The organism is Desulfobacterales bacterium, from assembly GCA_030066985.1.
In the GTDB taxonomy this organism is placed as follows: domain Bacteria; phylum Desulfobacterota; class Desulfobacteria; order Desulfobacterales; family JAHEIW01; genus JAHEIW01.
Genome location: JASJAN010000070.1, coordinates 1 through 24,521 on the forward strand (window position 1 = coordinate 1; position 24,521 = coordinate 24,521).

Below are 24,521 nucleotides of genomic sequence, written 5' to 3' on the forward strand. Positions count from 1 at the left end.
ACTGGTACTCCAGTCTGCGTTTCGTTACGGTGAAATCAATAAAAATAATCGCATTGTCCTCATACCGGATAGGCCTTTTCTGGGTGGACCGGAAGCCGATGCCGACACCGGAGATGCCTTCCCACTGTTTTCGGATGTTGAATCAAACCCGTATATTTCCTATCGGCTGCAAGTTTTTTTAAGCCAGCCCGTGAACAAGGCTTTAAGTCTCTTTACTTATTGAATTTATTTGAATTTGAAACCGGCCTGGCAGGGGGCTTGGCAGCCTGGTTGACAACCCCACCCTTCGACTTATTCTTTTATTAGAGCCTCTGTTCTGCAATTGATTGACATTGAGCGGATTTTTGAACTCATCTAACTTGATAACACATCCGGCAATCGCATAGCGGTCGGCCGGATAAGAGGTTTATAATGGATATCAAACACTTATATTACAGAAACACCACTGCCAAAACGATTGGCATGTTCAGCATAGGCCTTTTGGCACTTGTTTGGCTTTCCGGTTGCGCTCAAAATTATGGGAAAATCCATTGGGATGATTCACTTACCCAGGCCTTTCAAACTTACGAGATTGATCGCGATTATAATTTTTATCAATATACCGTCGGCAATCGGGTGTTTGCCATTGTGGGGCTTGATCCCAAATTGGAGGTCCGATCCAATATCTGGCGGGATCTGGCATCAGATACGGAAGATTTCGAAGTGGCAATAGATCGGATCTGGTATAACTACACCAAGATACCCAGAGATCCGCGCGGTGCCTTTATAAGGGATCCCGGCGGTGAAAATGTCGGGGTTTATTTTTCGAGTATACGCTTTTTATCCGTGGAGTTTAAGGCCAACAATCGGGTGAGTTTGCTGTTGGATACAACACCCATTCTCGGTGGACCGGATGGCAAACGGGATCCTTAATCACCCAAAATTGTCTTCCTGTCTCATTCTTTAGCCGTTAACCATCATCACAGTTGCATCAAAAGGGGCAGAAATGCCCCTTTTTTCATATCAATTGCAGTTGCCAGCCTATTTCTACCCAAGCGCCATTGAGGATACCACCGACGCTTGATCCATTGGCCACAAATATTTGCAATCTGGTCATAAAAGCGATAAAATTATGGCATATCATTTGCATCTATCAGATGATCACTTTTTCGCCCAATGGTTGAGACACATATGGTATCAAATGATCCCCAAACATCTGAAATAACTTCTATTTTAACTTTCTGCCGCCGGCTGAGCCATACACTGGAAATCGAAAAATTGTATGCGGAATTTGCCGATGTGGTGAAGGAAAAGTTTTCAATTCGCAAACTGGTCTTTTTTGAGTTCCATCAAGCTGAAAGCAAACTGTCGTCCGCCTTCAGCATCGGCCTCGGTGAGCTTGATATTCAAATGCCTCTTAATGATAGCGCCCTTTGGAAATCCGTTTTAAAAGGCGACCCTTTTGAGGTCAGTGACGAATCGGGCCGGCATCGGTATCCCCAAGATTTTGAGAAGCTCAACCTTACTCAGCTTGAATCCCATCTGTGGGTTCCGTTGGTCACGGGAGATGTGCTCATCGGCCTGGTAACGATCGGTAAACGAGAAAACGATCAGGGTTTTGACCAGGCAGATCGCTATTTTTTGCAACAACTCTCCGCTCAAGCGGCCGTATGCATGAATACCTGCCGTCTTTTTGGAAAGCGCCAAAAAGAAAAAGAGGATCTGGACAAAACCCTCCAAAACCTGTCGCTGCTTTACAGCATCGGCAAGGCGATGAATTATATCAGTGATCTAAAAAACCTGTTGCAGTATATCTTAGGCAAGGCCATTGAGGTTACCTTTGCTGAGAAGGGCTCGCTGATGCTGTATGATATAGAGACCGACCAACTCAATATTCGTGTCCTGGCCGGAATGGAGGACACCAAATTTCAAGATAAAGTCAATAATAATGAAATTGCGTGTCGCAGTTTTAAGCCGGGTGAAGGCATCGCCGGTCGCGTCTATATGACCGCTAAACCCATTGTTGTAAACGACATCAAAGAAGATGATGATTTTATCGACTCTGAAAACTCATATGCCCGCTCGATTGCCTGTATTCCCATGGTGGTCTTCAACGATGTCATCGGTGTCATCAATGTGACCAACAAGCGCCACGGTAAACGCTTTACCGATGAAGATGTTGAAATGCTGAAAGCCGTGGCCGATCAGGCCGCTGTGGCCATTAATAAGGCCCAGCTCTGGGACATGGCGGTTACCGATTCGTTAACCGGTTTGTATGTGCGCCGCTATTTTTTAGTCAAACTGCAGGAGGAGTTGCATCGAGCTGAGCGCTACGATAATATTGTATCAATTGTTATGGCCGACCTGGACCATTTTAAAAATATAAATGACACCTACGGACATGATGCCGGTGACCGCGTGCTAAGCGCTGTTGGTAAATTTTTGCAAAAAAATATCAGAGATGTCGACATGGTTGCCCGCTACGGTGGCGAAGAATTTGTCATCATGATTCCCGAAGCCACCAAGGATTCCGCTCATGTTTTATCCGAACGCCTGAGAAAACAGATTGCGAAGATAAACATCAAAGATCTGCCCTCGATCACCATAAGCCTGGGGATTGCCACCTATCCTTACGATGGATCGAATATGGAGGACCTGATCAAAAAAGCGGACGCAGCGATGTATGCGGCCAAAAGGGCCGGCCGCAACCGGGTTGAAAAATATTCACCGGATATACCATTGATCCGGGAAGGCAACCCTCCGGCAATGGAAAACTAATTTTTACGACGCAACCTGTTTCGTCAACGCCACATATAACTGTGAACCGATCTTAAAAATGTAGATCACATACATAGGCTTACTGCTTTACCGTTTATCCGGCCGATGGTCCCCCCATATCGGAATTGAGCCTGTTAAATAAACAGCGCCCTGTCTACGTTTAGTGAACCGGCAAACCCCCCAGAGGCGGATAAGCGGGCAATGGGCTTAATTTGTAAACACTAAATGCATTTCTAAGATCGGTCCTTGCAAAAATTGAAGATCTCGAATATTAAGCAACCACAGACCATGTAAACTTAACTTCAAGTCTCAAACAGGGGAGGGGATATGTCCGACATATTAGACATAGTAAAAAACAGGGATCCGCAGGAAAATGAATTTCATCAGGCGGTCAGTGAAGTTATGGAATCGGTAAAGCCGGTCCTGGACCAGAATCCGATCTACCGGCAGGCCAAGATTCCGCAACGACTTGTTGAGGCAGAGCGTATCATTGTCTTCCGGGTCCCCTGGATGGATGACCAGGGTGAAACCCAGGTGAATAGGGGATTCAGGGTTGAAATGAACAGCGCTCTGGGCCCTTACAAGGGTGGTTTGCGGTTTCACCCGTCGGTTAATCTGGGTATCCTTAAGTTCCTGGCCTTTGAGCAGGTATTCAAAAATGCGTTGACCACCTTGCCCATGGGTGGCGGTAAAGGCGGTTCGGATTTTGATCCTAAGGGCAAGTCGGATAACGAAGTGATGCGTTTTTGCCACGCTTTTATGAGTGAATTGTTCCGCCACATCGGACCCGATACGGATGTGCCCGCCGGAGACATCGGCGTCGGTGCCAGAGAGATTGGCTATCTTTTCGGAATGTACAAAAAATTACGCAATGAGTTTACCGGTGTCTTAACCGGTAAAGGACTTAATTGGGGCGGTAGTCTGATCCGTCCTGAAGCCACCGGATACGGTTCGGTCTATTTTGCGGCAGAAATGATTGCCACGCGCAATGAGACCCTCAAGGACAAAACGTGTCTGGTTTCCGGCTCCGGTAACGTAGCTCAATACACCACTGAAAAATTAATCGAGCTGGGGGCCAAGGTGGTGACCCTGTCTGATTCCTCCGGTTACATTTACGACGAAAGCGGCATTGATGCCAAAAAGCTGGAATTTGTAATGATGCTTAAAAATGTTCGCAGAGGGCGCATAAAAGAATACGCCGAAAAATACTCAGAGGCAGTTTACGCTCCTGTTGATCAGGCTGCAGATCATAATCCGCTCTGGAATCATAAGGCCGATTGTGCCTTTCCGAGCGCCACGCAAAATGAGATCAATGCCAAAGATGCTCAGAATATGATCAATAACGGTGTTGTGCTGATAAGTGAAGGCGCCAACATGCCCACCGAGCCTGATGGGGTCGATATCTTCTTGCAGGAGAAGCTGCTATACGGGCCCGGTAAAGCTGCCAACGCCGGTGGCGTGTCGGTTTCGGGGCTTGAAATGACCCAGAATAGCATGCGTTTAAACTGGACCCGTGAAGAAGTCGATGATCGGCTGAAGATGATCATGAAAAGTATCCATCAAACGTCACTGGAAGCAGCCGAACAATACGGCACCCCCGGAAATTATGTCAACGGCGCCAATATTGCAGGATTTGTTAAGGTTGTTGACGCCATGCTCGATCAAGGCTTAGTTTAATTTTCAAACCCTAAATGGCTCTTTTTCCGCTCGTAAATCTATTTAAATTGGTGATTTTTTAAACCACAGAGAGCACAGAGAACACAGAGATAAATTTGAGCCGATAGCTTATAGATCGTAGGCTGGAAAGCTGAAAAATTATTCACCGCAAAGGCGCAGAGAACGCAAAGAGTTTTAATCTTTTGCTTTGCAGGGAGACCCGCCCGCCTCGCCTTGCTCGCATGGCGGGCGTGGTACCTGCAAAGCAAAAACAATCTGCCCTGGCGGGTACTTAGTAAGTTCAGGTTAGGAGTATTGTACATAGATCACTAATGATTTTACTTCAAAATAGCAGTGGCTTTAATGCTTGGAAGCGAGGAGACTAAAAAAGATTAGAATTTTGATCCGTGGCAGCTAGATGATGCATTAAATATGGAAAACATCGCACAGCGATTGAGTGTTTTTATCCAATCGGTATCTCCCGATTGGATAAAAGAAATAATCTCTCTGTGATCTCCGTGAACTCGAGCGCAGCGGGTGGTTAAAACATTCAACCGTTCAATTAGATCAGAGGATCGGCTATGTACTATCAGCTAAGAGCTATGAGCCGACAACTGACACTTACCGAAGCGTAATCAACAGCACACCGATCAGCACCAGAAAGATACCGAAGACGGTCTTACGGGTGATTTTTTCCATATCCTTGAAAAACAGGTAGCTCCACGCGAGCACCATCATCGGATGAAGGCTGGCCAGTGGAGCGACCACGATGGCTTCACCATGCGACAGCGCATAAAATATCGACAACCAGCCGGCTGTTAAAAATACCCCCGCCCCGCATAGATACAGGGTATTATTGCGGTTTAAAGAAATCTCGGCCCGCATGCGTTTAAACATCAGGCACAGCATGCCGTAAAAAGCCAGGGAGGTTGCAAATCCCACGGTTACCCCAAACAGTGGCTCGTCCAGAATATTTAAACCCATTTTGCGGATGACAATCGCCAATCCCACCAGAAATGCGGCCAGCACCGCAAATATCAAATCTTTTTTATGACGAATGGTTGATTTGCCGTTGGTTTGGATGTCTCTTTCAAAGATAATGATTCCGCTGATGATTAAAATGATCCCCAAGCTGAGAGCAACGGTTAATTTTTCCTTTAGAAACAAAGCGGCGATCAATGCAGTGAAGGCCGGCCCGGTAGAAAGGATGGACGATGACATTGACGGGCCAATACGATCGATGCTGATAAAGTAAAGCCAGCGTACCAGGGCCGGAGACAAGATGCCCGCCAGAATGAATAATGGAAAAGCTTTAGAATTTAAATGCTCGAATTGAACCTGAGGCAGTGAAATTGCCAATAAGGTCAGCGTTCCCACCAGGGTGACAACCAGCATGGCGGAGGTCGGGTTTGTCCGCTCGATGCCCTTTTTCATTACGATGGTGGTGCCGCTGATCAAAAGTGAGGAAAGCAGCGCCAAGGTTATGGCCATCAATCTACCTCTTTGATTTGCATGAAAATTAATACCCTAAGAAAGCAGTCATGTTTTAATAAAATTAGTCTTTTTACTAATTGCCATATAAAACTTTAATTAATAGGGTTTTGCACGAGTCAGAGGCTTTCATATGCAAGGCACTTCAGGGCGAAGCTATAGTCAGCTATGCTTCGCTCTGAATAATCCGCCTAAGGCGGACCGATGGGAGCCTCTGGCTCGCCCAACGGGTGAAAATTAATAAGATAAAATGATATCCATCCGATTTACCTTAAGGTTATTTATTATGGTGTTCTAAAATTTGTGCAATGTCTTTGTCGCGCTTTGTTACCAAACTCTTATTAATTTTTATGCAAAACCTAGTCGGTTTTGACAATCTTCTTATATGCCGTAAACGCCAGAACGCCGCCGGCCATTCCGCCGCCAGCCTGGATGAGGTTGGGAATGATTTCGGAAACAGCTCCCTGAAGACCGATATTGGGCATCAGGGCTTCAGCTATAAAGTAACTGGCGACCATGGCTGCGCCGCCCAGACCTATTAGGAACCAACGGCTAAAAGCTTGCCGGCCGGATGCCAGGGCGCACAGACCCCCTTCAAGGCCCTTGGCAACTAAGGTGATGGGTGCAAACAGACCGAAGCCGCCGATCACATCTGCCAGTGCCGAGCCGAAGCCGCCGGCGCCGGCGCCCCACCAAAAGCGTTTTCGCTGTGACAGGCTGCCCAGCACCAACCCGGAGAACACGACGGCAACATCGCCAAAGTTAAAATAGCCTCTGCTGGGCAGCGGGATCCGGATAAAAAGGGTGATCAGGGCCACCACAACGGTTAAGGCGACAAAGGCAATTCCTACATTTTTCATTTGTTGGCCTCATACAAGTGCTGATAGCGATTTTTCAGCAGGCGGTTGGAGTTCTCAATTTCTTCATAAAGATATAAATACAAGGCAATAATCAGACAGGCATATTTGCGTAAGGTAGACCTGACCCTTCCGCTGGATTGCAATTCTGCATAGGAATTCAGATACCAGGAAAACCGGCGCAATATCTTGTCGCCCTTTTGGAAGGCAGATTTCATGGTAATCAAGTTAATCCTTTTTTTCATTGATATCGGAAAGTTAAGGATGTCGAGGTAAGTAATCGTCGCGAGCATATTCTTTAAGAAAACCAGTGAGCTGGGGAATACAAAACATTTAATTAATGTGTCCTGCAGCCAATCGGTCCTACCCAACAGGTGTGTGAGATGAAAGATGACTCCAAAAAAAAGTAAACTCAGCACAAACGGAAAGCAGAACTTCAGCACCGACATCGTTTCGCGAAACGAAAAGCGTAGAATATGCCAGCCCATGACGATTACAAACACAACCAGTTGAATGGTAATGTTCTCATAATATGGGCCGAAAACAAATAACCAGAAAAATACACCTATCAGAGCCGCCACACTGCTTATCTTTATCATCGTCATTTTTATTCTTTTCTAACCCTCACGTTTTTGACATTCCCATCGAAATCAATGAGCTCAAACTGCACCTGGATTAATTCTAAACCCTTCGCAACTGATTCAATTTGCTGTAATGGCTGATGGGTAACGATGATGTAACTGTGGATAAATGACATACTCCAGTCGAAGATAAAACCAAAATCCGGAAAATATTTATCAAACTCATCCAGGATGAAAATGCGGGCGGACCGGCCTTGATGAACCCAGCGTTTCAATAGTTCATATTCATCGGTTTCAGAAACCTTATGTCCCTGGATCGAGAGAAAGGCTCTCAGGGTATAGAGCTGCGTTCGAATATCCTGGCCGATATACAAATAGTGGCAATCAGCATTTCTTAGGGCCGGAACGACCATTTTTTCCAGAAAAGATGTTTTGCCAAAGCCGTTGCCGCCCCTGAAATAATAGCAAGTGTTGCGGGTGTTAAAATCGAGATCATCCACCACATCAAAGTTCAATTTTCGATTTTGCAGCTTATATGTTTTTTTAGCGATCATCATGGTCTGCGAATATGTCGATCAGATGGCCATCTTTTTGCGTGAATACCTTTACCTCATGGCTGGCTCGCATCTTTTTAAATGTTTGCATTAATTTAACGCGATTGTCTTTGCTAATAGAATCCAGGATATTATTCAGCAAAAGCTGCAGCCCCATGGTTCCTCGGCTGCGAATCAGCGCCAGGGTCAGCAGGCAACCTAAGATGGCTTTTTGTCCGCCGGAGTAGGTCTCGAAATTTCTGTCGGCGTCTACTTCATATAAGCCAAATTCAGCGGCGTCCTGAATGATACGGTCGATTAAGGCTAAATCGTTTTTGCGCTGTAGCAGCCAAACTTCCTCGCGGATCGAGGACGAGACAAACAGATGATTGAATTCCATGATTAGGCATTCATCGCCGTATCTATTCAATATTGCGTCTAAATTATAGATTGCCATAAAGTTCCTTTAACGTTGTTCACAACGACATGCATTCTTTCCCATCCGTTTGCCACAATGGCGCGATTAAAATGCATACGATCAGTCGGCGGACCACAGAATTTTTTTCACATCTACTGTCTTTTCAATTAATCCATACTTGACAGCAAAATCGGCAAACACCTGCCATCGTTGTGGGTCCAGATCCTGGTGATGGGCATAATACGGCATTGTCAGCTTGAAGGCATCGAATTCCGTTTTACGGTCTGCTTCAGGCACCTCCTCAAAATAATATTTCAAGGCAGATGCCGGATTTTTACGAACATAGGTGATAGCGCGATCGATGCTGTTTTTAAATGCCACAAGCGCAGCATGATGTTTCCTCATCGTTTTGAGACTGGTCACAAAAATTAATTCATCATAGTCGGGTATTCCCCACTTTTCCAGTTCGAAATAGCCAACCGTATAACCTCTGTGGCTCATTGAAACGGTTTCATAGGTTTTAAATGGTCCCATGACCGCGTCCACTTTTTTCGCGGTTAATGATTGAACAATGGAAAAACCAACATTTACGGCCGTATAGTGTTCGATATCGTTCAATTTGGCAAATGCCGCTAAAAGAATATCCATAAGACCCGGAACGGTATATCCGATCTTTTTGCCTTCCAAATCTTTGGGAACCTTTATGCCGCTGTCTTTCATAAACAATACCGTTGTCAGCGGATGTTCTATCAGACGCCCAAATGCCACGATTTCAAGACCTCTGGCAGCAGCGATTATGGTCTGGGGTTGATAGGAAACGGCAATGTCTACATTGCCGGTTGCGGCAAGCTTGAGCGCATCTGCTGTTTCGGATGGACTGATGATTTTGATCTCTAACCCTTCCTGAGAAAAGTAGCCCTGGTGGTGGGCCACATAAATGGGCAAATGGTCAACATTCGGAAACCAATCGAGAATCAGTCTAAAGGTCTGAGCGGCATGCACGGCCGGAGCCATGGTTAAGAGAAAAAAACCCGACAAAATTATATGAAATATTATTTTCTTCATTTTTTTTCTCTCCTTATGTCCCTTGTTTCCACGTAATGATCCTTTTCTCCAGAAATCCGACAAATAACCACATGGTCACACCCATAGCTGATAGCCATAGAATAGCGGCAAAAACAAGGTCGACTCTGAGTCTGGCATTGGCCTGAATCATCAGATAACCGAGTCCCTGTTGAGCGCCAACCCATTCGCCGATAACCGCACCGATGGTGGCCACAGACACGCCCACTCTAAGTCCGGCAAAAAAATACGGTAGGGCCCATTTCCAGAACAACAGCCGCATCGTCTTCCAGAATCCGGCACCCATTAGCTGGAAAAGAATCCGATATTCATGATCACAGCTTTTAAATCCTTCCAACAGATTCACCGTAATCGGAAAAAAAATGATAATAGCCGCCATGAGCACCTTGCTGGTAATTCCGTAGCCCAGCCATACGACCAATAAGGGGGCAATGGCAAAAACCGGAACTGCCTGAGAGGCTACTAAAAATGGGGCGAATGCATTCTCTATCGAAGGATGCGCAAACATGACAATCGAAAGTGGAATGGCAACAGCCAGTGAAATAAGTATGCCCAACACCACTTCCAATGCCGTTGTGCCGGCATGGGGTAACAAAAGCCCGGCCTTAAATATGGCCACCCTGATGATTTGCGTCGGCATCGGGAGAATAAAGTCGGGAATCGCAAAGCCCCTGCAGACCAATTCCCAGGAGGTCAGAATCAGCAATGCCCCGGCAAAAGAATAAAGTTTAGGGTATTTCATTTCCCAGCTCTTCTTGTAAGCGCCTTAGCACATGTTCTTTGATTTCAATTAATTCCGGATCACTCATGCGGCGGGGTTTAGGTCTTCTCAAAGCAAATTGCTCTATAATTTTCATCGGCAATCGACTCATGACCAATACTTCATCGGCCAACATTAGGGCTTCTTCAATATTATGAGTGATCATTAAGATGCTTTTATTGAATTCACTTTGAAGTAAAAGGAGCAATGACTGCAAACTGGTCCGGGTGATCGCATCAAGAGCCGATAATGGTTCGTCTAAAAGAACCAGCTCATGCTCAAACATTAAGGTTCGGACAAGGGCACATCGTTGACGCATGCCGCCGGATGTTTTTGCAGGCAGATAATTTTCAAAACCATCTAAACCCAGCCGTCTGAAAAGCCCCTGTGCCTTTGTTTTGGCGGCAGCCATATCCTTGCCGGCAATCGTTGCCGGAAGCAGGGCATTATTAATCAAATTAAGCCAAGGAAGCAGTAGATCTTTTTGCTGCATATAGGCAGCGTTTTTCCCCAGGTTTTGATTTTTTTTTTCGAGCCAAAAGATTTCTCCTTTTTCTCGCGGCACAACACCGGTGAGCACATCAAACAACGTGCTTTTACCGCAACCGGACGGACCAATTAATATCGTAAAACTTTTGCGGGGGACAATCAGATTAAAATTTTCCAATACAGACAAGTCGCCGAAACGTTTGCACAAATCTAAAACTTTCAGCATGTAGAGGTTCCTCCGCGACTTCGTTTTGCCGGAGGATGAGGAAGGAATGCAGTGTTTTTCACATCAACTTCCCTACGCCGGCATGATCCGGATCAGGTTCCAGGGGTCGAGGCTGCCAGCCTCCTCTCAGCCGATCATTTCGGCTCCCCCATTGATTTTGGATAAATTGCTACCACTTAATAGATATTTTGTCAATTTTCTTCTATCAGGGGTTTTCTATATCAAGCTGTTCGAGGCGATTATTAAATTCAGCGCTGCGGATTTCAAGTTCACGCGTTAAATCATCCAGCTGTTCAAACAACTGATCAATGGTTTGTTGACAAGAATGAATGGCACGTGAAATTTCTGTGATCTGGGCGCCGTCTTTTGTTTGGGTGGCCAGTTGCATCGATTGATTCAGTTGGCTGAGTTCGGCTTCTTTTTCTTCAATCTCGTTCTCAACTGCAGTTGTCTGCTTCTGAAGTGGACTTATGATCCGGGAGCGTTCGGCAATAATGGCGGACCTCTGGCGCCGCAGCGCCTTTTTGGTCAGTTTTGCCGAACGGTTTACTTTTAAATCCGCAGGCTGCGGTTCGCTAATTACCTTGCGATCTTCCTGCCAACCGCCTTTTTCCAAAAACCGCTGATAGCCACCTTCAAAAACATCCAGGTGATCATTTTGAAAAACGATTAAGCGCTGCGCCAGGGCGTGCAGAAACATTTCGTTATGGGTGACCATAATGACGGTGCCGTCAAAATTGTCAATGGCCGCCAGCAGGGCATCACAGGACTCCATATCAAGATGGTTGGTGGGCTCATCGAGGAGCAGCAGGTTCGTCGGGGAGACCAGGAGCTTTCCGAGCATCACGCGGCTTTTTTCACCACCGGATAAGACGCTGATCTTTTTCAAGGCATCGTCTCCTGAAAACATCATCGCACCGCATATATTGCGGGCTCGCTGCCGATCACCATCCGGATTTGAAACGGTGATTTCATCCAATACCGTGCGGCTATCAACCAGCGTCTTGACATTACTCTGCTCGAAATATCCTTTTTGTACATCCGGATGATATTTGATTTGGCCCGAGTCCGGCGGCAATTGGTTCGCCAGCAGCCTCAACAGGGTCGATTTGCCTTTGCCGTTTGGACCCACGACGCAAATGCGCTCCCCGGCAGCAACGTTGATGTTAAAATCGCGAATCAACGGTTTTTGTTTTTCGTAGGAAAAATTGATATCGCGGGCATTAAACAGATACCGGGCTTCAAAAGGGCTGCTTTTGAAGGAAAAATCCAGTAGCTTTAATTTCTCAAGCTTTTCTGCTTTTCCCATTTTTTGCAGGGTCTTGATACGGGATTGAACCAAATTCGCCTGCCGGGCTTTCGCTCTAAATCGCGTGATGAATTGCTCGATTTCCTTACGACGTCGGGCATCTTTAAGGCGGGTCTTCTCATAAATCGTTTCATCCGCAGCTATTTGAGCATAGAATTTTGTTGTATTTCCCTCGATTTTGCGGACGTTTTGCCGGTGGATGCCCATGATATGCGTCACGACTTTGTCCATGAAGCTGCGGTCGTGGGTGATGAGCATAATTTCATGAGCCCATTGCTGCAGGAAGCGTTCGATCCAGCGAATAGAGGTAATGTCCAAAAAGTTAGTCGGTTCATCGAGCAGCAAAAGATCCGGTTCAGATATGAGTGCTTTGGCCAGATTAAGGCGTATCTGGTATCCCCCTGAAAACGCTTTGGGGTGTTTTTGAAAGTCGGATTGGCCGAATCCCAGGCCGGCTAATATTTTTTCTGCTTTCCAGTGATGCGTCTCTTCACTAACCGGAAGGACCGAAACGGCCTCTTCTATAATGGACGGTCGATCAAATTCAAGCCGCTGACTAACATATCCGATACGGTAATTTTTGGGCACAACGATCTTGCCCTCATCGGGGTTTTCTTTGCCCAAAATCATACGAAACAAGGTGGTTTTGCCGTGGCCGTTGCGACCGACGACACCGAGGCGTTCTCTGGGATTGAGAGTAAAGCTGATGCCTGTAAATAGACTCAGCTCGCCGTACGTTTTGGTTAGATTCTCTACTCGCATCATGGCTTAGAAACGTAGTTTTGGGTTTTCCGGTTGAGCCCGTTAAAAAAAGATTCGATTTAGTTTTAACCGGCATAATCCGCCGGAGGCGGACTCAACGGGCAAACGGGCCCAACCGTTTTTGTTAACCTTTTTGAAAAAAGGCGTCAATGGACAATCGTCAAATCAAGTAGCATCTTCGTTTCTTGCAACCTAATTCACATTTTGCTATGTTTTGTTGTATTCCAAATGCTTATGGCGTTTGCGGATAACAGATTGCAGCTAGGACAACTCAATGGAACTGCTCACGGCTCTCAAAAATCCGGTGGCCGCCCTTGGCCATTTCACCCTTGTTTTCATCAAAGATCTGGGTAGAATCTCCCTGTTTTTTGCTAAAGGTTTTGTGCTCATTTTTTCACTGCCATTGCAGATCAGCAAGATTTTGTACCAGGTTTATTTCATTGGCATGAAATCGATCTTTGTGATTTGCCTGACCGGTGCATTTACCGGAATGGTGCTGGGACTTCAAGGCTATTATTTGCTGGTAAAATACGGCTCCACCGGTGTGTTGGGTTCTGCGGTTGCCCTGAGTTTGATTCGAGAAATGGGGCCGGTGCTGACTGCGGTGATGGTGATCGCCAGAGGCGGGTCGGCGATGGCCGCCGAGATCGGTATTATGCGGATTTCCGAACAAATCGATGCCCTTGAAACCATGGACATCGATCCGATTCGTTTTTTGGTCAGCCCTCGAATTGCAGCGGCACTCATCAGTTTTCCGCTCTTGACGGCCTTGTTTGACGTGGTCGGCATTCTGGGCGGCTATTTAACCGGTTCGGTTCTACTGGGTCTGAACCCGGGTCTGTATTTTGCGCGGGTTGAATCATCCGTCGCTATGGTGGATGTTACCGGCGGTTTTATCAAGTCACTGGTGTTTGCTGTGATCGTGGTATCGATTTGTTGCTATCAGGGGTATTACACCCATACCCGGGCCGAATTCGGTGCCAAAGGTGTCAGCCAATCGACCACATCGGCAGTTGTGCTTTCATGTGTCTTGGTGCTAATCGCGGATTATGCGCTAACCACTTTCTTACTCTAAACCCAATTGAGTTAAGACTCAATTGGGTGTTACCTGTTATTCGTTATTTGTTATTTGATTAAAAGGAATGATATCTAATTTGAAACCCTTTGGGCTTCGCTTTCAGCTTCCGACTTCGCTCTTCGAGCTACGACGGGACAAGACGACCCAACAAGGCGGCAATCCGCCAGAGGCGGATCTTCGACCTCGACAAGCGCTCAACTTAGGATTTAAATCAAGCGTTTAAAATTCAAAAAATGGATAAACCGCTTATCGAAATAAAAAATGCCACAAAGCGTTTCGACGGCGTTACCGTGCTTGCTGGCGTCAACTTAAGTATTTATCGCGGGCAAATCCTGTCGATCATCGGGCAGAGTGGTACGGGCAAAAGTGTATTGCTGAAACACATCATCGGTCTGTTGAATCCGGATTCCGGTGAGGTCCTTTTTGATGGAAAACCATTGGCCGCGATGAAAAAGGCTGAGCGCAAAGCGTTGAAGCGAAAATTTAGTTATGTATTTCAGGATACCGCTCTTTTTGACTTTTTGACGGTGGCTGAAAATGTGGCATTGCCGCTTATTGAAAACACCGATCATAATCAAACCAAAATCGAGGAGCGGGTTCAGGCCAAGCTGAATCAGTTGGATTTATATGATATTGACAACAAATACCCGTCTCAACTCTCCGGTGGGATGAAAAAACGGGTTGCTCTGGCGCGGGCGCTGGTTACCGATCCTGAAATTGTATTATTTGATGAGCCCACCACCGGCCTCGATCCGATTCGAAAAACAGCGGTCCACAGCATGATCTCCGACTATCAGCAACGTTTTGGTTTTACGGGCATCATCGTCAGTCATGAAATTCCCGATGTGTTTTTTATATCCCAGCGGATTGCCATGCTTGACGAAGGTCAAATTCGGTTTCAAGGTACCCCGGAGGAGTTGCAGCAAACCTCTGATCCGGTTGTACGCAGTTTTATCCAAGGCCTGGAAAGTCCGCATGACGAATTAACCGGCGTTGCTTCGCGATCTCAGGGACAGAAGCGATTGGCTCGAGAGATGTTCCGATTGCAACGCCACTCGCGACCGTTTTCGATTGTGTTGCTATCCGTTGAAAATCTGGAAGATGTCGACCGCATTGCCGGGCATGTGGCCAGTCAAACCGCTTTAAGAAATTTCGCCAATTTTGTGAAACACAATGTTTATATCACCGACACCTGTTTCCGATATGATATGAACAAAATTATGGTGGTTTTACCCGATACCGATACGGAACAGGCGGGGATGTTTTGCGATAAACTGTCCCGCAACCTGGAAACAGATGCAATCTTCGGTGCATCAGAGAACAGCAAAGGATTGTGTTTTTCTGTGGCTGCAGGGATATCCCAGGCCCGCAAAAACAGCCAAATTGAAACCATGCTGGCGGATGTTGAAAAACAGCAGAATATATTCTGGGAGTGTCAAATATAGGTAAGAAGGTTCAAGGTTCAAGGTTCAGAAGTTCCGGGTTACGCGTTGCCCTTCGACTTCGCTCAGGGTGTGCAGTTTTCGCGTATCGGGTTACGCTATAGGTAGTGTATTGAGCAACCATCGAACGGCCGCCAGTAGCCATAACCCTGAACCTATGAACGCAGAACGCTGAACCTGAATAATGGAGGAATAATGAAAAAGGGCTCTGTTGAATTAGGTGTCGGTATTTTTGTCCTCATCGGTCTGATCTGTGTTGGGTATCTGACAATTCAACTCGGGAAAATGAAACTGCTCGGCGATGACCACTACTTTTTGAACGCCCGGTTTTTATCCGTTACCGGTTTGAAAGCCGGTGCTCAGGTGGAAATTGCCGGTGTGAAGGTCGGACAGGTGGATTCCATATCGCTAAATCCCACAGATAATACCGCGAAGGTGCGCCTGAAAATTCAAAAAACTATTGTGCTGACGGATGATGTGATTGCCTCGGTTAAAACATCCGGTCTTATCGGAGATAAATATATCAAACTATCACCGGGTGGATCAGATGAAATCCTGGAACCGGAGGATACCATAACCGAGACCGAATCGGCGCTGGATATCGAGGAATTGATCAGCAAGTATGCATTTGGTGACATCTAATCAGATGGGGCCTTGACAAAATAGCTGGGCACCCTATGATATACGCTCGGATTCAGGGCGCTTGCCTGATATACAACACCAGGGAGGTTCAATAATGGCTGAGGAAAAAGAGGGAAAAAAAGATTTTGTCGTTAAAGATCGCCGCATTTTCGCTGATGGCACTGTTGATGATGCCGAAACCGAAGAAAAAGAAGCACCGGCAGCCGAAGCAGAGGAAGCAGCTGAATCGCAAGAAACAGCTGATGCGTCGGCCGAGCAACAACAGGAGCCGCAGCCGCAGTTTCCGGAAATCAATTTTGCAACTTTCGTGGCATCATTGAATGCATCGGCTCTGCTGCAACTGGGCGCTATTGAAGACCCCACTACCGGTCAAAAGAATAAAAATTTGCCGATGGCCAAACAAACCATTGACATACTCAGTATGCTGCAGGAAAAAACCGCCGGGAATTTGAGCGAAGAAGAAGAAAATTTGCTGAAAAATATTCTTTACGATTTGCGCATTATGTATGTTAAGGAAAAGCAGTAGGCGCTAAAGTACACGATATTATAAAAAATAACACCGATATTTCATCTTCTGTTCTATCATCCCTCCATTCAGTGGTTCAAAGGTTCAACGTTCAAAGGTTTAGAGGTTTGAAAACCGAGAAGCAGATGACAGATATATAATCACGGGCTGCTCAAGACGCATACCACATAACACGAAACGCGGAACTCTGAACCCCGCTCGCCGCGGCGACTTGTCGCGGCGTAGCTCAAAAGAGCGAAGACGGAAGCCCGAAGAGCGAAGCCGGGAACCCTGAACCCAAGCGAAGCGTTATGAAGATACTATCACCTGCCAAAATCAATCTGTTTTTGCACGTGCGCGGCAAGCGGTCCGATGGTTATCACGAATTATTTTCGTTGATGTGTTGTGTAACGCTGTATGATGAGATTTACCTTCAAACAGCCCCCAGCGGTGAAATAAGCATCCAGTGCGCTCACCCTTTCGTTCCCAGTGATGCCACCAACCTTGCCTATCGGGCAGCTGCTGTATTTCACCAGAATTTGAATTCCGCCGAAGGCATCGATATTCGTCTGGTAAAAAATATTCCGGTAGCGGCAGGTTTGGGCGGCGGCAGCGGAAATGCTGCCAGCGTTCTGCTGGCATTGAATACCATTTATGATGACCCGTTCACCGAGCAGCAGCTGATGGAAATGGGCCTGACACTGGGGGCTGATGTGCCTTTTTTTATTTTTCAAAAACCAGCGATTGCCACTGGAATTGGCGAGAAACTGAACCCTTTTGAAGGCCCGCTACCGTATCATGTTTTATTGTTATATCCGGGATTTAAGGTTTCAACGACCCAGATATATCAAAATCTTAATTTGGCATTGACAAAAGATGAAAAAAAACCTACAAGCACTCATTTAAAGCAGTCGCGATTCGAGCCTGAGCACCATTTATTCAATGATCTTGAAACGGTTACAGCTCAAACATATCCTGAAATAGGTGTGCTCAAAGAAAAATTGCTTGACTGCGGTGCAATAGGAGCGCTGATGAGCGGCAGCGGTCCGACAGTTTTCGGATTGTTCGACGATACTGATACGGCAAAATCGGCCAAACAATCATTAAGTTGTGATACGGAGCTCAAGGATTCACAGCTGTTTCTTGTGGACCCCATCCTTGATTCCAGCCCCAAACTGATCGATGTTGAATGATTGTAACGGGCGCTGATTCACATTTGCAGTGGTCCTGATTCTGCCATCCAGGGTTTTGGGGCGTCGCCAAGCGGCAAGGCACAGGGTTTTGGTCCCTGCATTCGGAGGTTCGAATCCTCCCGCCCCAGCCAAATTCAATATCTATTGCGCAACACTGGCGTGACAAATTTAGGTGGCTGAAAACCACGAAGACACACAGAGTTCAAAGAAGGTCAGTCAAATAAAAACTTTTACAAACTCTGTGAACTTCGTGCCCTTTGTGGTGTGGTATGACCGCTTTCAAACGCAAGGGGCTTTAATCAACGCAAAAGTAATCTAAACAGCGGACTGCTAAATGGAAGGTATTTCAATATTCTCGGGTAACTCGAATCCGGAGCTGGCAACTCGAATTTGCGAGTATTTGAATCTGTCGTTGGGAAGTGCGCAAGTCAAAACCTTTAGCGATGGTGAAATCCAGATCGAAATCGATGAAAATGTTCGGTCTAAGGATGTCTTTGTGATCCAATCCACCTGTGCACCGGTTAACGACCACTTGGTCGAGTTGCTTTTGATGATTGATGCGCTCAAGCGATCATCAGCAAAAAGAATCACCGCAGTGGTGCCGTATTTCGGCTATGCTCGTCAGGACAAAAAAGTCGCTCCACGGGTCCCCATCAGCGCCAAGCTGGTGGCAAATATGCTGGCTGTTGCCGGTGCGAACCGGGTGATTACAATGGACCTGCATGCCGGGCAGATCCAGGGATTTTTTGATATTCCGGTAGACAATATTTTTGCCGCACCGTTGCTAATTGAACATATTCGCCAGAATTTTAATGCTAACCTTGTGGTTGTTTCACCGGATGCCGGGGGGGTTGAAAGAGCACGGGCGTTTGCAAAACGTCTGGATGCAGACCTGGCAATTATCGATAAGCGGCGATCAGCTCCCAACCAGGCCAAGGCCATGGCGGTTATCGGTGAGGTGCAAGGTAAGGCCGCGGTCATTCTGGATGACATGGCAGATACTGCCGGAACGCTAACCGAAGCGGCCCATGCGCTCAAAGAAAATGGGGCCAAAGAGATCCATGCCTGCTGTGCTCATGCGGTACTTTCCGGGCCGGCAATCGATCGAATTTCCGCTTCTGATATGAAAAGTGTGGTCGTCACCGACACCATACCGCTGCGAGAAAATGCCATCGCCTGCGGCAAAATAATCGTCATTTCGATATCAGAGCTGGTGGGTGAAGCCATTATCCGCAGCTATCGGGGCGATTCAGTGACGTCTTTATTCGTGTAGTGCATCTTATATGGAGTATGAGTTAAGGAGGATAACCCATTGGAACAAACTAGTTTAGAAGCTCAGGTCAGAAAAACAACCGGCAATGGTCCTGCACGGGTCTTGCGTCGTGAGGGCCGGATTCCGGCTGTATTATACGGCCCAAAAACCGAGACGGTTATGTTATCGATTGATAACAAAGAGTTTGAACAAATTGTTAAAAAATCCAGCATCGGTTCTGTTTTGCTCAAATTGCAAATTAAGAACGGGCAAACCGGATCGCGCTCGGCAATGGTCAAAGAACTTCAGACCCACCCGGTGACCGGACAATTTCTGCACGTTGATTTTTATGAAGTCGATCTGTCACGCAAGATTAATGCGATGATTCCGGTTACGGTGAAAGGCAAATCACAGGGAGTGGAAGATGGCGGCATATTACAGATCGTCCGCCGCGAAATAGAGGTGTTTTGTCTGCCGACGGCCATCCCGGAAACAATAGAAGTGGATATTAGTGACCTCGATATTGGGGGATCGGTTCACATCAATGATATTGATTTGCCCGACGATGTTGAATTGCCCGAGGATATTGATTTCACGGTTCTAACGGTCCTGGCACCGAAGGTTGAAGAAGAAATCGTTGAGGAAGAGGAGCTCGAGGAAGGCGAAGAAGTGGCTGAAGAAGGTGCCGAAGAAGCGCCAGAAGGTGAAGAGACCCCCTCCGAGGAAGAGTCAAAAGGGGAGTAACGGCCTGTCGGGCAGCAACGCCTGCTGCAGTTCTCAACCGGAACGACTGTGGGTGTTACATTATCGTCTGCTGTTTAGGCGGCCCCGGAACGAGAGGATAACAAGCGCTTGTTACCATCGCACATGCGTCTGATTGTCGGACTTGGCAACCCCGGGGCCCAATACGAAAATACACGGCATAATGCCGGGTTTATGGTGGCCGATAAGCTCGCCGGGGAATTTGGCATTTCCGTCAACAAGAACAAGTTCGACGTGCGTTTCGGCCGCGGCGACATCGAAGACCAGGCGGTCATGCTGGCCAAACCGATGGCATTTATGAACCGCAGTGGCTCGCCGGTTCAGAAATTGAGCGCTTACTTTAAAATACAAAGCAAGGATCTGATCGTTATTCACGACGACATCGACCTTGCCTTCGGAAGATTAAAAATAAAAGAGAAAGGAGGGCATGGCGGACACAAGGGCCTGAAATCGATTATCCATGCTGTTGGCGAAGACGCTTTTGTGCGTTTGCGTATCGGTGTTGGACGGTCCGAGACAGGGAGCAGCGTTTCAGATCATGTCTTGGGACCCTTTTACGACGACGAATCAAAGCTTTTGGGCACGATCATAGATCGGGCCCGGGATGCGGTGGTAACCATTCTAAAGGAAGGGACCAAGGCTGGAATGAATCAGTTTAATCAAAAGGATTGGTCATTAGAGTTAAAACGCTAACATATTAAATGGAGGAGAGGATGAATTACTTACCGTTAATTTGTACGCTGGTTGGTGCTGCGGGAGTGTTGTTTTCGATCATTCTTGCGGTTATGGTTAAAGGTGCGCCGGCCGGAAATGAAAAAATGCAGGAAATTGCCAATGCGATCAAGGAAGGTGCCATTGCCTATTTGAATCGGCAGCTGAAAAGTATGGGCATCGCCGGTATCATTATTTTTGCGATCATCATTTTTACACTGGGGGTAAAAACCGCCATCGGTTTTTTGCTCGGGGCCATCGCCTCTTTTCTGGCGGGTTATATCGGCATGCGCGTATCGGTTCTGGCCAACGTGCGCACTGCTGAAGCAGCCAAGGGCGGACTGTCCAAAGGCCTGTCCATGGCCTTTAAAGGCGGTTCGGTTACCGGAATGATCGTCGCCGGTCTGGCCCTGACGTCTGTGGCCGGTTATTATGCTATATTAATCCAAATGGGAACGCCGAGTAGAGAAGCAGTCATCGCGCTGGTGGCCCTTGGTTTTGGTGGCAGCCTGATTTCGATCTTTGCCCGTTTGGGCGGCGGCATTTTTACCAAAGGGGCGGATGTTGGCGCAGACCTGGTGGGTAAGGTCGAGGCCGGAATTCCCGAAGATGATCCCCGTAACCCGGCAACCATTGCTGATAATGTCGGCGATAACGTGGGAGACTGCGCCGGTATGGCAGCCGACCTATTTGAAACGTATGCTGTCACCGCGGTTGCGGCCATGCTGCTGGGCAACCTGATTTATCCGAATATCGCCATTGCCACCGAATTTCCGCTGGTGCTGGGCGCGATCTCGATTGTTGCATCCATGATCGCCGTGTTTTTTGTCCGCTTGGGCTCAGGCGAATACATCATGGGGGCCCTTTATAAAGGAATGTTCGGCTCTGCTATCCTGGCGGGCGTTGCCTTCTTCTTTGCCTGTCAAAAAATGATGGGCGGATTCCCGGACATTTCAGCGCTATCGATTTATTATGCCACCCTGGTGGGTCTGGTGCTGACCGTTTTGATCGTTATCATCACCGAGTATTACACCGGAATATACGGACCGGTTAAAGCAGTGGCCAATGCATCGACCACCGGACACGGCACCAATATCATTGCCGGTTTGGGTGTCAGCATGCAGTCCACTGCCGCTCCGGTGCTGGCCATCTGTGCGGCAATTGGTGTGGCCTATTATTTTGCCGGACTTTACGGCATTGCCATGGCGGCCATGTCGATGCTGTCGATGACCGGAATGGTGATCGCCATTGATGCCTATGGCCCGATTACCGATAATGCCGGCGGTATCGCCGAAATGGCGGAAATGGATGAAAGCGTGCGCGCGGTCACCGATCCATTGGATGCGGTTGGTAACACCACCAAGGCTGTGACCAAAGGGTATGCCATCGGTTCAGCTGGTTTGGCTGCTTTGGTGCTGTTTGCCGCCTACACCCAGGAATTTGTGCTGCACGGCGGAACCGAGGAGTTGAGTTTTGACCTCAGTAACGTTAAGGTCATTATCGGTCTGTTTATCGGCGGACTTCTGCCGTATCTGTTTGCATCGATTGCCATGAATGCCGTGGGGCGCGCCGGCGGCGCGGTGGTGGATGAGGTCCGACGTCAGTTCCGTGAAATTCCCGGAATTATGGAAGGCACTGCCAAACCGGATTACGGACGATGCGTTGACATCGTTACCAAATTCGCTTTGAAAGAAATGCTCCTTCCGGCACTGCTGCCGGTTATCGCACCGGTGCTGGTCGGGTTTTTACTGGGCAAAATCGCGCTGGGCGGTCTGCTGATCGGCAGCATCATCACCGGCGTTTTTGTCGCCATTTCCATGACCACCGGTGGAGCGGCCTGGGACAATGCCAAAAAACACATTGAAGACGGCCACCTGGGCGGCAAAGGAAGTGACGCTCATAAGGCAGCGGTTACCGGCGATACTGTCGGCGATCCGTACAAGGATACAGCCGGCCCCGCCGTTAATCCCATGATCAAGATCCTCAATGTTGTGGCCTTGCTGTTGGTGCCGTTTCTCCTGTAAACAGCACTTAATTGCAGCATCATAGAAAACCCAAGAAGGGTTGGCGCCATCAGGTGCCAACCCTTTTTTATTGATTGTTGACCAAAGGTATGCTATGAAATTTATTATAAATGGTAAAATTTGGTAAAATTGCGAAAAGCCGCCTCAAAATGAGGTCGCTTTTTAAATTTAGCGCTTAGCGGTGTAAATATGACAGAAAAAAAGGACAAAGAGGGCGGAAAATCCAATAACGTACCCATACGCACATTTGAAGTCGGCGACCTTGCGGTCTATCCAGCGCATGGCGTCGGAGAGATCATCGCAATTGAAAGCCGCGTGGTCAACGGAGAAAAACACGATTTTTATATCATGAAGGTCATCGAAAACGGCATGACCATCATGATACCGACCAACAATGTCGAATCGGTCGGTTTAAGAGACGTGATCCCCAAAAAAGAGATTCCCAAGGTTTATGCGGTGATGCAATCCAAAAAAGAAGCCAACACCGATAACCAGAACTGGAATCGCCGCTATCGCGAATATATGGACAAAATCAAAACCGGCTCACTTTATGATGTCGCCGAAGTTTTCAGAGATCTGTTTCTGCTGAAACTTACCAAAGATCTGTCCTTTGGTGAGCGCAAGCTTTACGATACAGCCCAGATTCTTTTGGTCAGAGAGCTTTCGACTGCCAAAAAAAAGGATGAGGAAACCATTCTGACCGAGATCGAATCTCTGTTCGTTACGGATAAAGCTTAAAACTAACCCACCTTGGCGTGCCCATTTTCATGCCTCCCAACGGTGCCATTACCCTACATGTCAAACCATCTGATGAGGGTCAGCGGCTGGATGTGTTTGTGGCCTCAAAGATTGAGGGCCACACGCGCTCCTTTGTGGCCGGGTTGATCGGCAATCGCCATTTTAACGTCAATGGTCAAGTGAAAAAACCCGGCTATCGAATCAAGTCTGGCGATACAATTTCAGGCATCATCCCGCCGCCGGCTGCAATAGAGCTCAAAGCTGAACCCATTTCGCTGGATATTCTGTTTGAAGACGACGCCATCATCGTGGTCAACAAACAGCCCGGTTTAGTGGTGCATCCGGCCCCGGGCCATGATGGCGGAACACTGGTTAATGGCCTGCTTTATCATTGCACGGATCTGGGGGGAATCGGTGGTGAATTGCGGCCGGGCATCGTTCACCGCCTGGATAAGGACACATCCGGCACACTGGTGGTGGCCAAACACGACCTATCCCACACGCATTTAGCCCGCCAATTTAAATCCCGTCAGGTTCAAAAACAATACCTGGCCATCGTCCATGGAGTACCCAGTACACCTTCCGGAACCATTAATCTGCCCATCGGCCGGCACCCGGCGGATCGAAAACGCATGTCCACTGTAAGCCGCAGCGGTCGGACCGCGGAGACCCAATGGGCAATAAAGGACCAATTTAAGCAGTTTGCTCTTCTGGAGGTGACGTTGAAAACCGGGCGAACACACCAGATACGGGTGCATTGTGCGGCCATGCAGCATCCCATTGTGGGCGATAAAGTTTATCGGCCCCGGAAGCTGGAAAAAACAATTGCCAGACAAAGCCGCCGTCCGGACCAGATCCTGCAGGTTTTAAAATCAGCCAGGCGTCAGATGCTGCATGCCTGGCGACTGGGCCTTGCCCATCCGCAAAGCGATGAATGGATGGTGTTTGAGAGCCCGCTGCCGGAGGATATGGCTCAGCTGATCAAACAAATCCAGGAGGCGGGTTTATAGGTTCAAAGTTTAAAGGTTCAAAGGTTCCTGAAAGATTGAACCCTGAACGCTGAACCTTTGAACCCTTTATGCCTTGATAATCAGGTAGGTTAAATATCCCACATAGCAGGCGAGCAGAAGGGCGCCGCCTTTGCGGTCGACGGTATAGGTTCGGCGCATCAGCAGCCAGGGCAAAAAACTGGTGAACAGCATCACCAGGTAATCGATCCACAGCCCGCTTTCAAAAAAGCCGCCGGGAATCG

At 47.6% G+C, this 24,521-nt stretch carries 24 protein-coding genes, 1 tRNA gene and 1 riboswitch; of the genes, 16 read left to right on the plus strand and 9 right to left on the minus strand.

Translation table 11 applies throughout. The annotated features are described in order from the left end of the window. The 4 genes from QNJ26_21825 to gdhA form a co-directional block, all read left to right on the plus strand. The coding region (locus QNJ26_21825) for a hypothetical protein (protein MDJ0988193.1) at positions 1–223 on the plus strand (223 nt) is incomplete at its 5' end. 188 nt (positions 224–411) lie between these two features. Next, on the plus strand, positions 412–912 hold the full coding sequence (locus QNJ26_21830) for a hypothetical protein (protein MDJ0988194.1): 501 nt from the start codon (positions 412–414) through the stop codon (positions 910–912). Positions 913–1,170: 258 nt separating this feature from the next. Further along, positions 1,171–2,757: a diguanylate cyclase gene (locus QNJ26_21835; GenBank protein MDJ0988195.1), complete on the plus strand. Its 1,587-nt coding sequence runs from the start codon at positions 1,171–1,173 to the stop codon at positions 2,755–2,757. Positions 2,758–3,084: 327 nt separating this feature from the next. Beyond that, on the plus strand, positions 3,085–4,434 hold the full coding sequence (gene gdhA, locus QNJ26_21840) for an NADP-specific glutamate dehydrogenase (protein MDJ0988196.1): 1,350 nt from the start codon (positions 3,085–3,087) through the stop codon (positions 4,432–4,434). 600 nt (positions 4,435–5,034) lie between these two features. On the opposite strand, the gene QNJ26_21845 is transcribed toward gdhA, so the two are convergent. From QNJ26_21845 to QNJ26_21885, 9 genes are all read right to left on the minus strand, one after another. Next, entirely contained in the window at positions 5,035–5,904 is an 870-nt protein-coding gene (locus QNJ26_21845; GenBank protein ID MDJ0988197.1) for an EamA family transporter, read from the minus strand. Positions 5,905–6,263: 359 nt separating this feature from the next. Then, positions 6,264–6,764, minus strand: a complete 501-nt coding sequence (locus tag QNJ26_21850) for an ECF transporter S component (protein MDJ0988198.1) — start codon at positions 6,762–6,764, stop codon at positions 6,264–6,266. Next, entirely contained in the window at positions 6,761–7,366 is a 606-nt protein-coding gene (locus tag QNJ26_21855) for a hypothetical protein (GenBank protein ID MDJ0988199.1), read from the minus strand. Before QNJ26_21855 ends, QNJ26_21850 begins: the two co-directional genes overlap by 4 nt. Positions 7,367–7,368: 2 nt before the next feature. Then, entirely contained in the window at positions 7,369–7,899 is a 531-nt protein-coding gene (locus tag QNJ26_21860) for a hypothetical protein (GenBank protein ID MDJ0988200.1), read from the minus strand. Then, positions 7,886–8,275, minus strand: a complete 390-nt coding sequence (locus QNJ26_21865; protein MDJ0988201.1) for a hypothetical protein — start codon at positions 8,273–8,275, stop codon at positions 7,886–7,888. The genes QNJ26_21860 and QNJ26_21865 overlap by 14 nt, the downstream gene beginning before the upstream one ends. Before the next feature lie 138 nt (positions 8,276–8,413). Next, the gene (locus tag QNJ26_21870) at positions 8,414–9,358 is read right to left on the minus strand and encodes an ABC transporter substrate-binding protein (protein ID MDJ0988202.1); all 945 of its coding nucleotides are present in this window, start codon (positions 9,356–9,358) and stop codon (positions 8,414–8,416) included. 13 nt (positions 9,359–9,371) lie between these two features. Then, entirely contained in the window at positions 9,372–10,118 is a 747-nt protein-coding gene (locus QNJ26_21875) for an ABC transporter permease (GenBank protein MDJ0988203.1), read from the minus strand. Further along, positions 10,105–10,851, minus strand: coding sequence for an ABC transporter ATP-binding protein (locus QNJ26_21880; GenBank protein MDJ0988204.1), 747 nt, complete (start codon positions 10,849–10,851; stop codon positions 10,105–10,107). The genes QNJ26_21875 and QNJ26_21880 overlap by 14 nt, the downstream gene beginning before the upstream one ends. A gap of 51 nt (positions 10,852–10,902) precedes the next feature. Beyond that, positions 10,903–11,011, minus strand: a riboswitch (TPP riboswitch). 45 nt (positions 11,012–11,056) lie between these two features. Then, a complete protein-coding gene (locus QNJ26_21885) occupies positions 11,057–12,925 on the minus strand; it encodes an ABC-F family ATP-binding cassette domain-containing protein (protein ID MDJ0988205.1) in 1,869 nt (622 codons plus the stop codon). A gap of 271 nt (positions 12,926–13,196) precedes the next feature. Between QNJ26_21885 and QNJ26_21890 the strand changes: the two genes are divergently transcribed. From QNJ26_21890 to QNJ26_21945, 12 genes are all read left to right on the plus strand, one after another. Further along, positions 13,197–13,997 carry an ABC transporter permease gene (locus QNJ26_21890; protein MDJ0988206.1) on the plus strand — a complete coding sequence of 267 codons (801 nt, stop codon included), beginning with the start codon at positions 13,197–13,199 and terminating at the stop codon, positions 13,995–13,997. A gap of 236 nt (positions 13,998–14,233) precedes the next feature. After that, a complete protein-coding gene (locus tag QNJ26_21895; GenBank protein ID MDJ0988207.1) occupies positions 14,234–15,445 on the plus strand; it encodes an ATP-binding cassette domain-containing protein in 1,212 nt (403 codons plus the stop codon). Positions 15,446–15,637: 192 nt separating this feature from the next. Next, positions 15,638–16,084, plus strand: a complete 447-nt coding sequence (gene mlaD, locus QNJ26_21900) for an outer membrane lipid asymmetry maintenance protein MlaD (protein ID MDJ0988208.1) — start codon at positions 15,638–15,640, stop codon at positions 16,082–16,084. Positions 16,085–16,178: 94 nt separating this feature from the next. Then, entirely contained in the window at positions 16,179–16,610 is a 432-nt protein-coding gene (locus QNJ26_21905) for a DUF1844 domain-containing protein (protein MDJ0988209.1), read from the plus strand. Positions 16,611–16,900: 290 nt separating this feature from the next. Then, on the plus strand, positions 16,901–17,782 hold the full coding sequence (gene ispE / locus QNJ26_21910; GenBank protein ID MDJ0988210.1) for a 4-(cytidine 5'-diphospho)-2-C-methyl-D-erythritol kinase: 882 nt from the start codon (positions 16,901–16,903) through the stop codon (positions 17,780–17,782). A 56-nt stretch (positions 17,783–17,838) separates the two neighbouring features. After that, positions 17,839–17,913: transfer RNA gene (locus QNJ26_21915), tRNA-Gln, on the plus strand. Between the two features lie 203 nt (positions 17,914–18,116). Next, positions 18,117–19,055: a ribose-phosphate pyrophosphokinase gene (locus QNJ26_21920; protein ID MDJ0988211.1), complete on the plus strand. Its 939-nt coding sequence runs from the start codon at positions 18,117–18,119 to the stop codon at positions 19,053–19,055. A 39-nt stretch (positions 19,056–19,094) separates the two neighbouring features. After that, positions 19,095–19,778, plus strand: coding sequence for a 50S ribosomal protein L25/general stress protein Ctc (locus QNJ26_21925; GenBank protein ID MDJ0988212.1), 684 nt, complete (start codon positions 19,095–19,097; stop codon positions 19,776–19,778). 108 nt (positions 19,779–19,886) lie between these two features. Beyond that, entirely contained in the window at positions 19,887–20,489 is a 603-nt protein-coding gene (pth, locus tag QNJ26_21930) for an aminoacyl-tRNA hydrolase (GenBank protein MDJ0988213.1), read from the plus strand. A gap of 20 nt (positions 20,490–20,509) precedes the next feature. Further along, positions 20,510–22,531: a sodium-translocating pyrophosphatase gene (locus tag QNJ26_21935; protein MDJ0988214.1), complete on the plus strand. Its 2,022-nt coding sequence runs from the start codon at positions 20,510–20,512 to the stop codon at positions 22,529–22,531. Positions 22,532–22,720: 189 nt separating this feature from the next. Then, positions 22,721–23,269 carry a CarD family transcriptional regulator gene (locus QNJ26_21940; protein MDJ0988215.1) on the plus strand — a complete coding sequence of 183 codons (549 nt, stop codon included), beginning with the start codon at positions 22,721–22,723 and terminating at the stop codon, positions 23,267–23,269. 29 nt (positions 23,270–23,298) lie between these two features. Then, a complete protein-coding gene (locus QNJ26_21945) occupies positions 23,299–24,279 on the plus strand; it encodes an RluA family pseudouridine synthase (protein MDJ0988216.1) in 981 nt (326 codons plus the stop codon). Positions 24,280–24,521 lie beyond the last annotated feature (242 nt).

What these genes read in the sequence shown, in the direction of transcription:
- ispE (MDJ0988210.1), top strand. Translation starts at nt 16,901, where the DNA reads ATGAAGATACTATCACCTGCCAAAATCAATCTGTTTTTGCACGTGCGC.
- gdhA (MDJ0988196.1), top strand. Translation starts at nt 3,085, where the DNA reads ATGTCCGACATATTAGACATAGTAAAAAACAGGGATCCGCAGGAAAAT.
- QNJ26_21945 (MDJ0988216.1), top strand. Translation starts at nt 23,299, where the DNA reads ATGCCTCCCAACGGTGCCATTACCCTACATGTCAAACCATCTGATGAG.
- QNJ26_21940 (MDJ0988215.1), top strand. Translation starts at nt 22,721, where the DNA reads ATGACAGAAAAAAAGGACAAAGAGGGCGGAAAATCCAATAACGTACCC.
- QNJ26_21855 (MDJ0988199.1), bottom strand. Translation starts at nt 7,366, where the DNA reads ATGACGATGATAAAGATAAGCAGTGTGGCGGCTCTGATAGGTGTATTT.
- QNJ26_21850 (MDJ0988198.1), bottom strand. Translation starts at nt 6,764, where the DNA reads ATGAAAAATGTAGGAATTGCCTTTGTCGCCTTAACCGTTGTGGTGGCC.
- QNJ26_21935 (MDJ0988214.1), top strand. Translation starts at nt 20,510, where the DNA reads ATGAATTACTTACCGTTAATTTGTACGCTGGTTGGTGCTGCGGGAGTG.
- QNJ26_21865 (MDJ0988201.1), bottom strand. Translation starts at nt 8,275, where the DNA reads ATGGAATTCAATCATCTGTTTGTCTCGTCCTCGATCCGCGAGGAAGTT.
- QNJ26_21845 (MDJ0988197.1), bottom strand. Translation starts at nt 5,904, where the DNA reads ATGGCCATAACCTTGGCGCTGCTTTCCTCACTTTTGATCAGCGGCACC.
- QNJ26_21870 (MDJ0988202.1), bottom strand. Translation starts at nt 9,358, where the DNA reads ATGAAGAAAATAATATTTCATATAATTTTGTCGGGTTTTTTTCTCTTA.
- QNJ26_21830 (MDJ0988194.1), top strand. Translation starts at nt 412, where the DNA reads ATGGATATCAAACACTTATATTACAGAAACACCACTGCCAAAACGATT.
- QNJ26_21905 (MDJ0988209.1), top strand. Translation starts at nt 16,179, where the DNA reads ATGGCTGAGGAAAAAGAGGGAAAAAAAGATTTTGTCGTTAAAGATCGC.
- QNJ26_21920 (MDJ0988211.1), top strand. Translation starts at nt 18,117, where the DNA reads ATGGAAGGTATTTCAATATTCTCGGGTAACTCGAATCCGGAGCTGGCA.
- QNJ26_21835 (MDJ0988195.1), top strand. Translation starts at nt 1,171, where the DNA reads ATGGTATCAAATGATCCCCAAACATCTGAAATAACTTCTATTTTAACT.
- QNJ26_21885 (MDJ0988205.1), bottom strand. Translation starts at nt 12,925, where the DNA reads ATGATGCGAGTAGAGAATCTAACCAAAACGTACGGCGAGCTGAGTCTA.
- mlaD (MDJ0988208.1), top strand. Translation starts at nt 15,638, where the DNA reads ATGAAAAAGGGCTCTGTTGAATTAGGTGTCGGTATTTTTGTCCTCATC.
- QNJ26_21895 (MDJ0988207.1), top strand. Translation starts at nt 14,234, where the DNA reads ATGGATAAACCGCTTATCGAAATAAAAAATGCCACAAAGCGTTTCGAC.
- QNJ26_21860 (MDJ0988200.1), bottom strand. Translation starts at nt 7,899, where the DNA reads ATGATGATCGCTAAAAAAACATATAAGCTGCAAAATCGAAAATTGAAC.
- QNJ26_21880 (MDJ0988204.1), bottom strand. Translation starts at nt 10,851, where the DNA reads ATGCTGAAAGTTTTAGATTTGTGCAAACGTTTCGGCGACTTGTCTGTA.
- QNJ26_21890 (MDJ0988206.1), top strand. Translation starts at nt 13,197, where the DNA reads ATGGAACTGCTCACGGCTCTCAAAAATCCGGTGGCCGCCCTTGGCCAT.
- QNJ26_21875 (MDJ0988203.1), bottom strand. Translation starts at nt 10,118, where the DNA reads ATGAAATACCCTAAACTTTATTCTTTTGCCGGGGCATTGCTGATTCTG.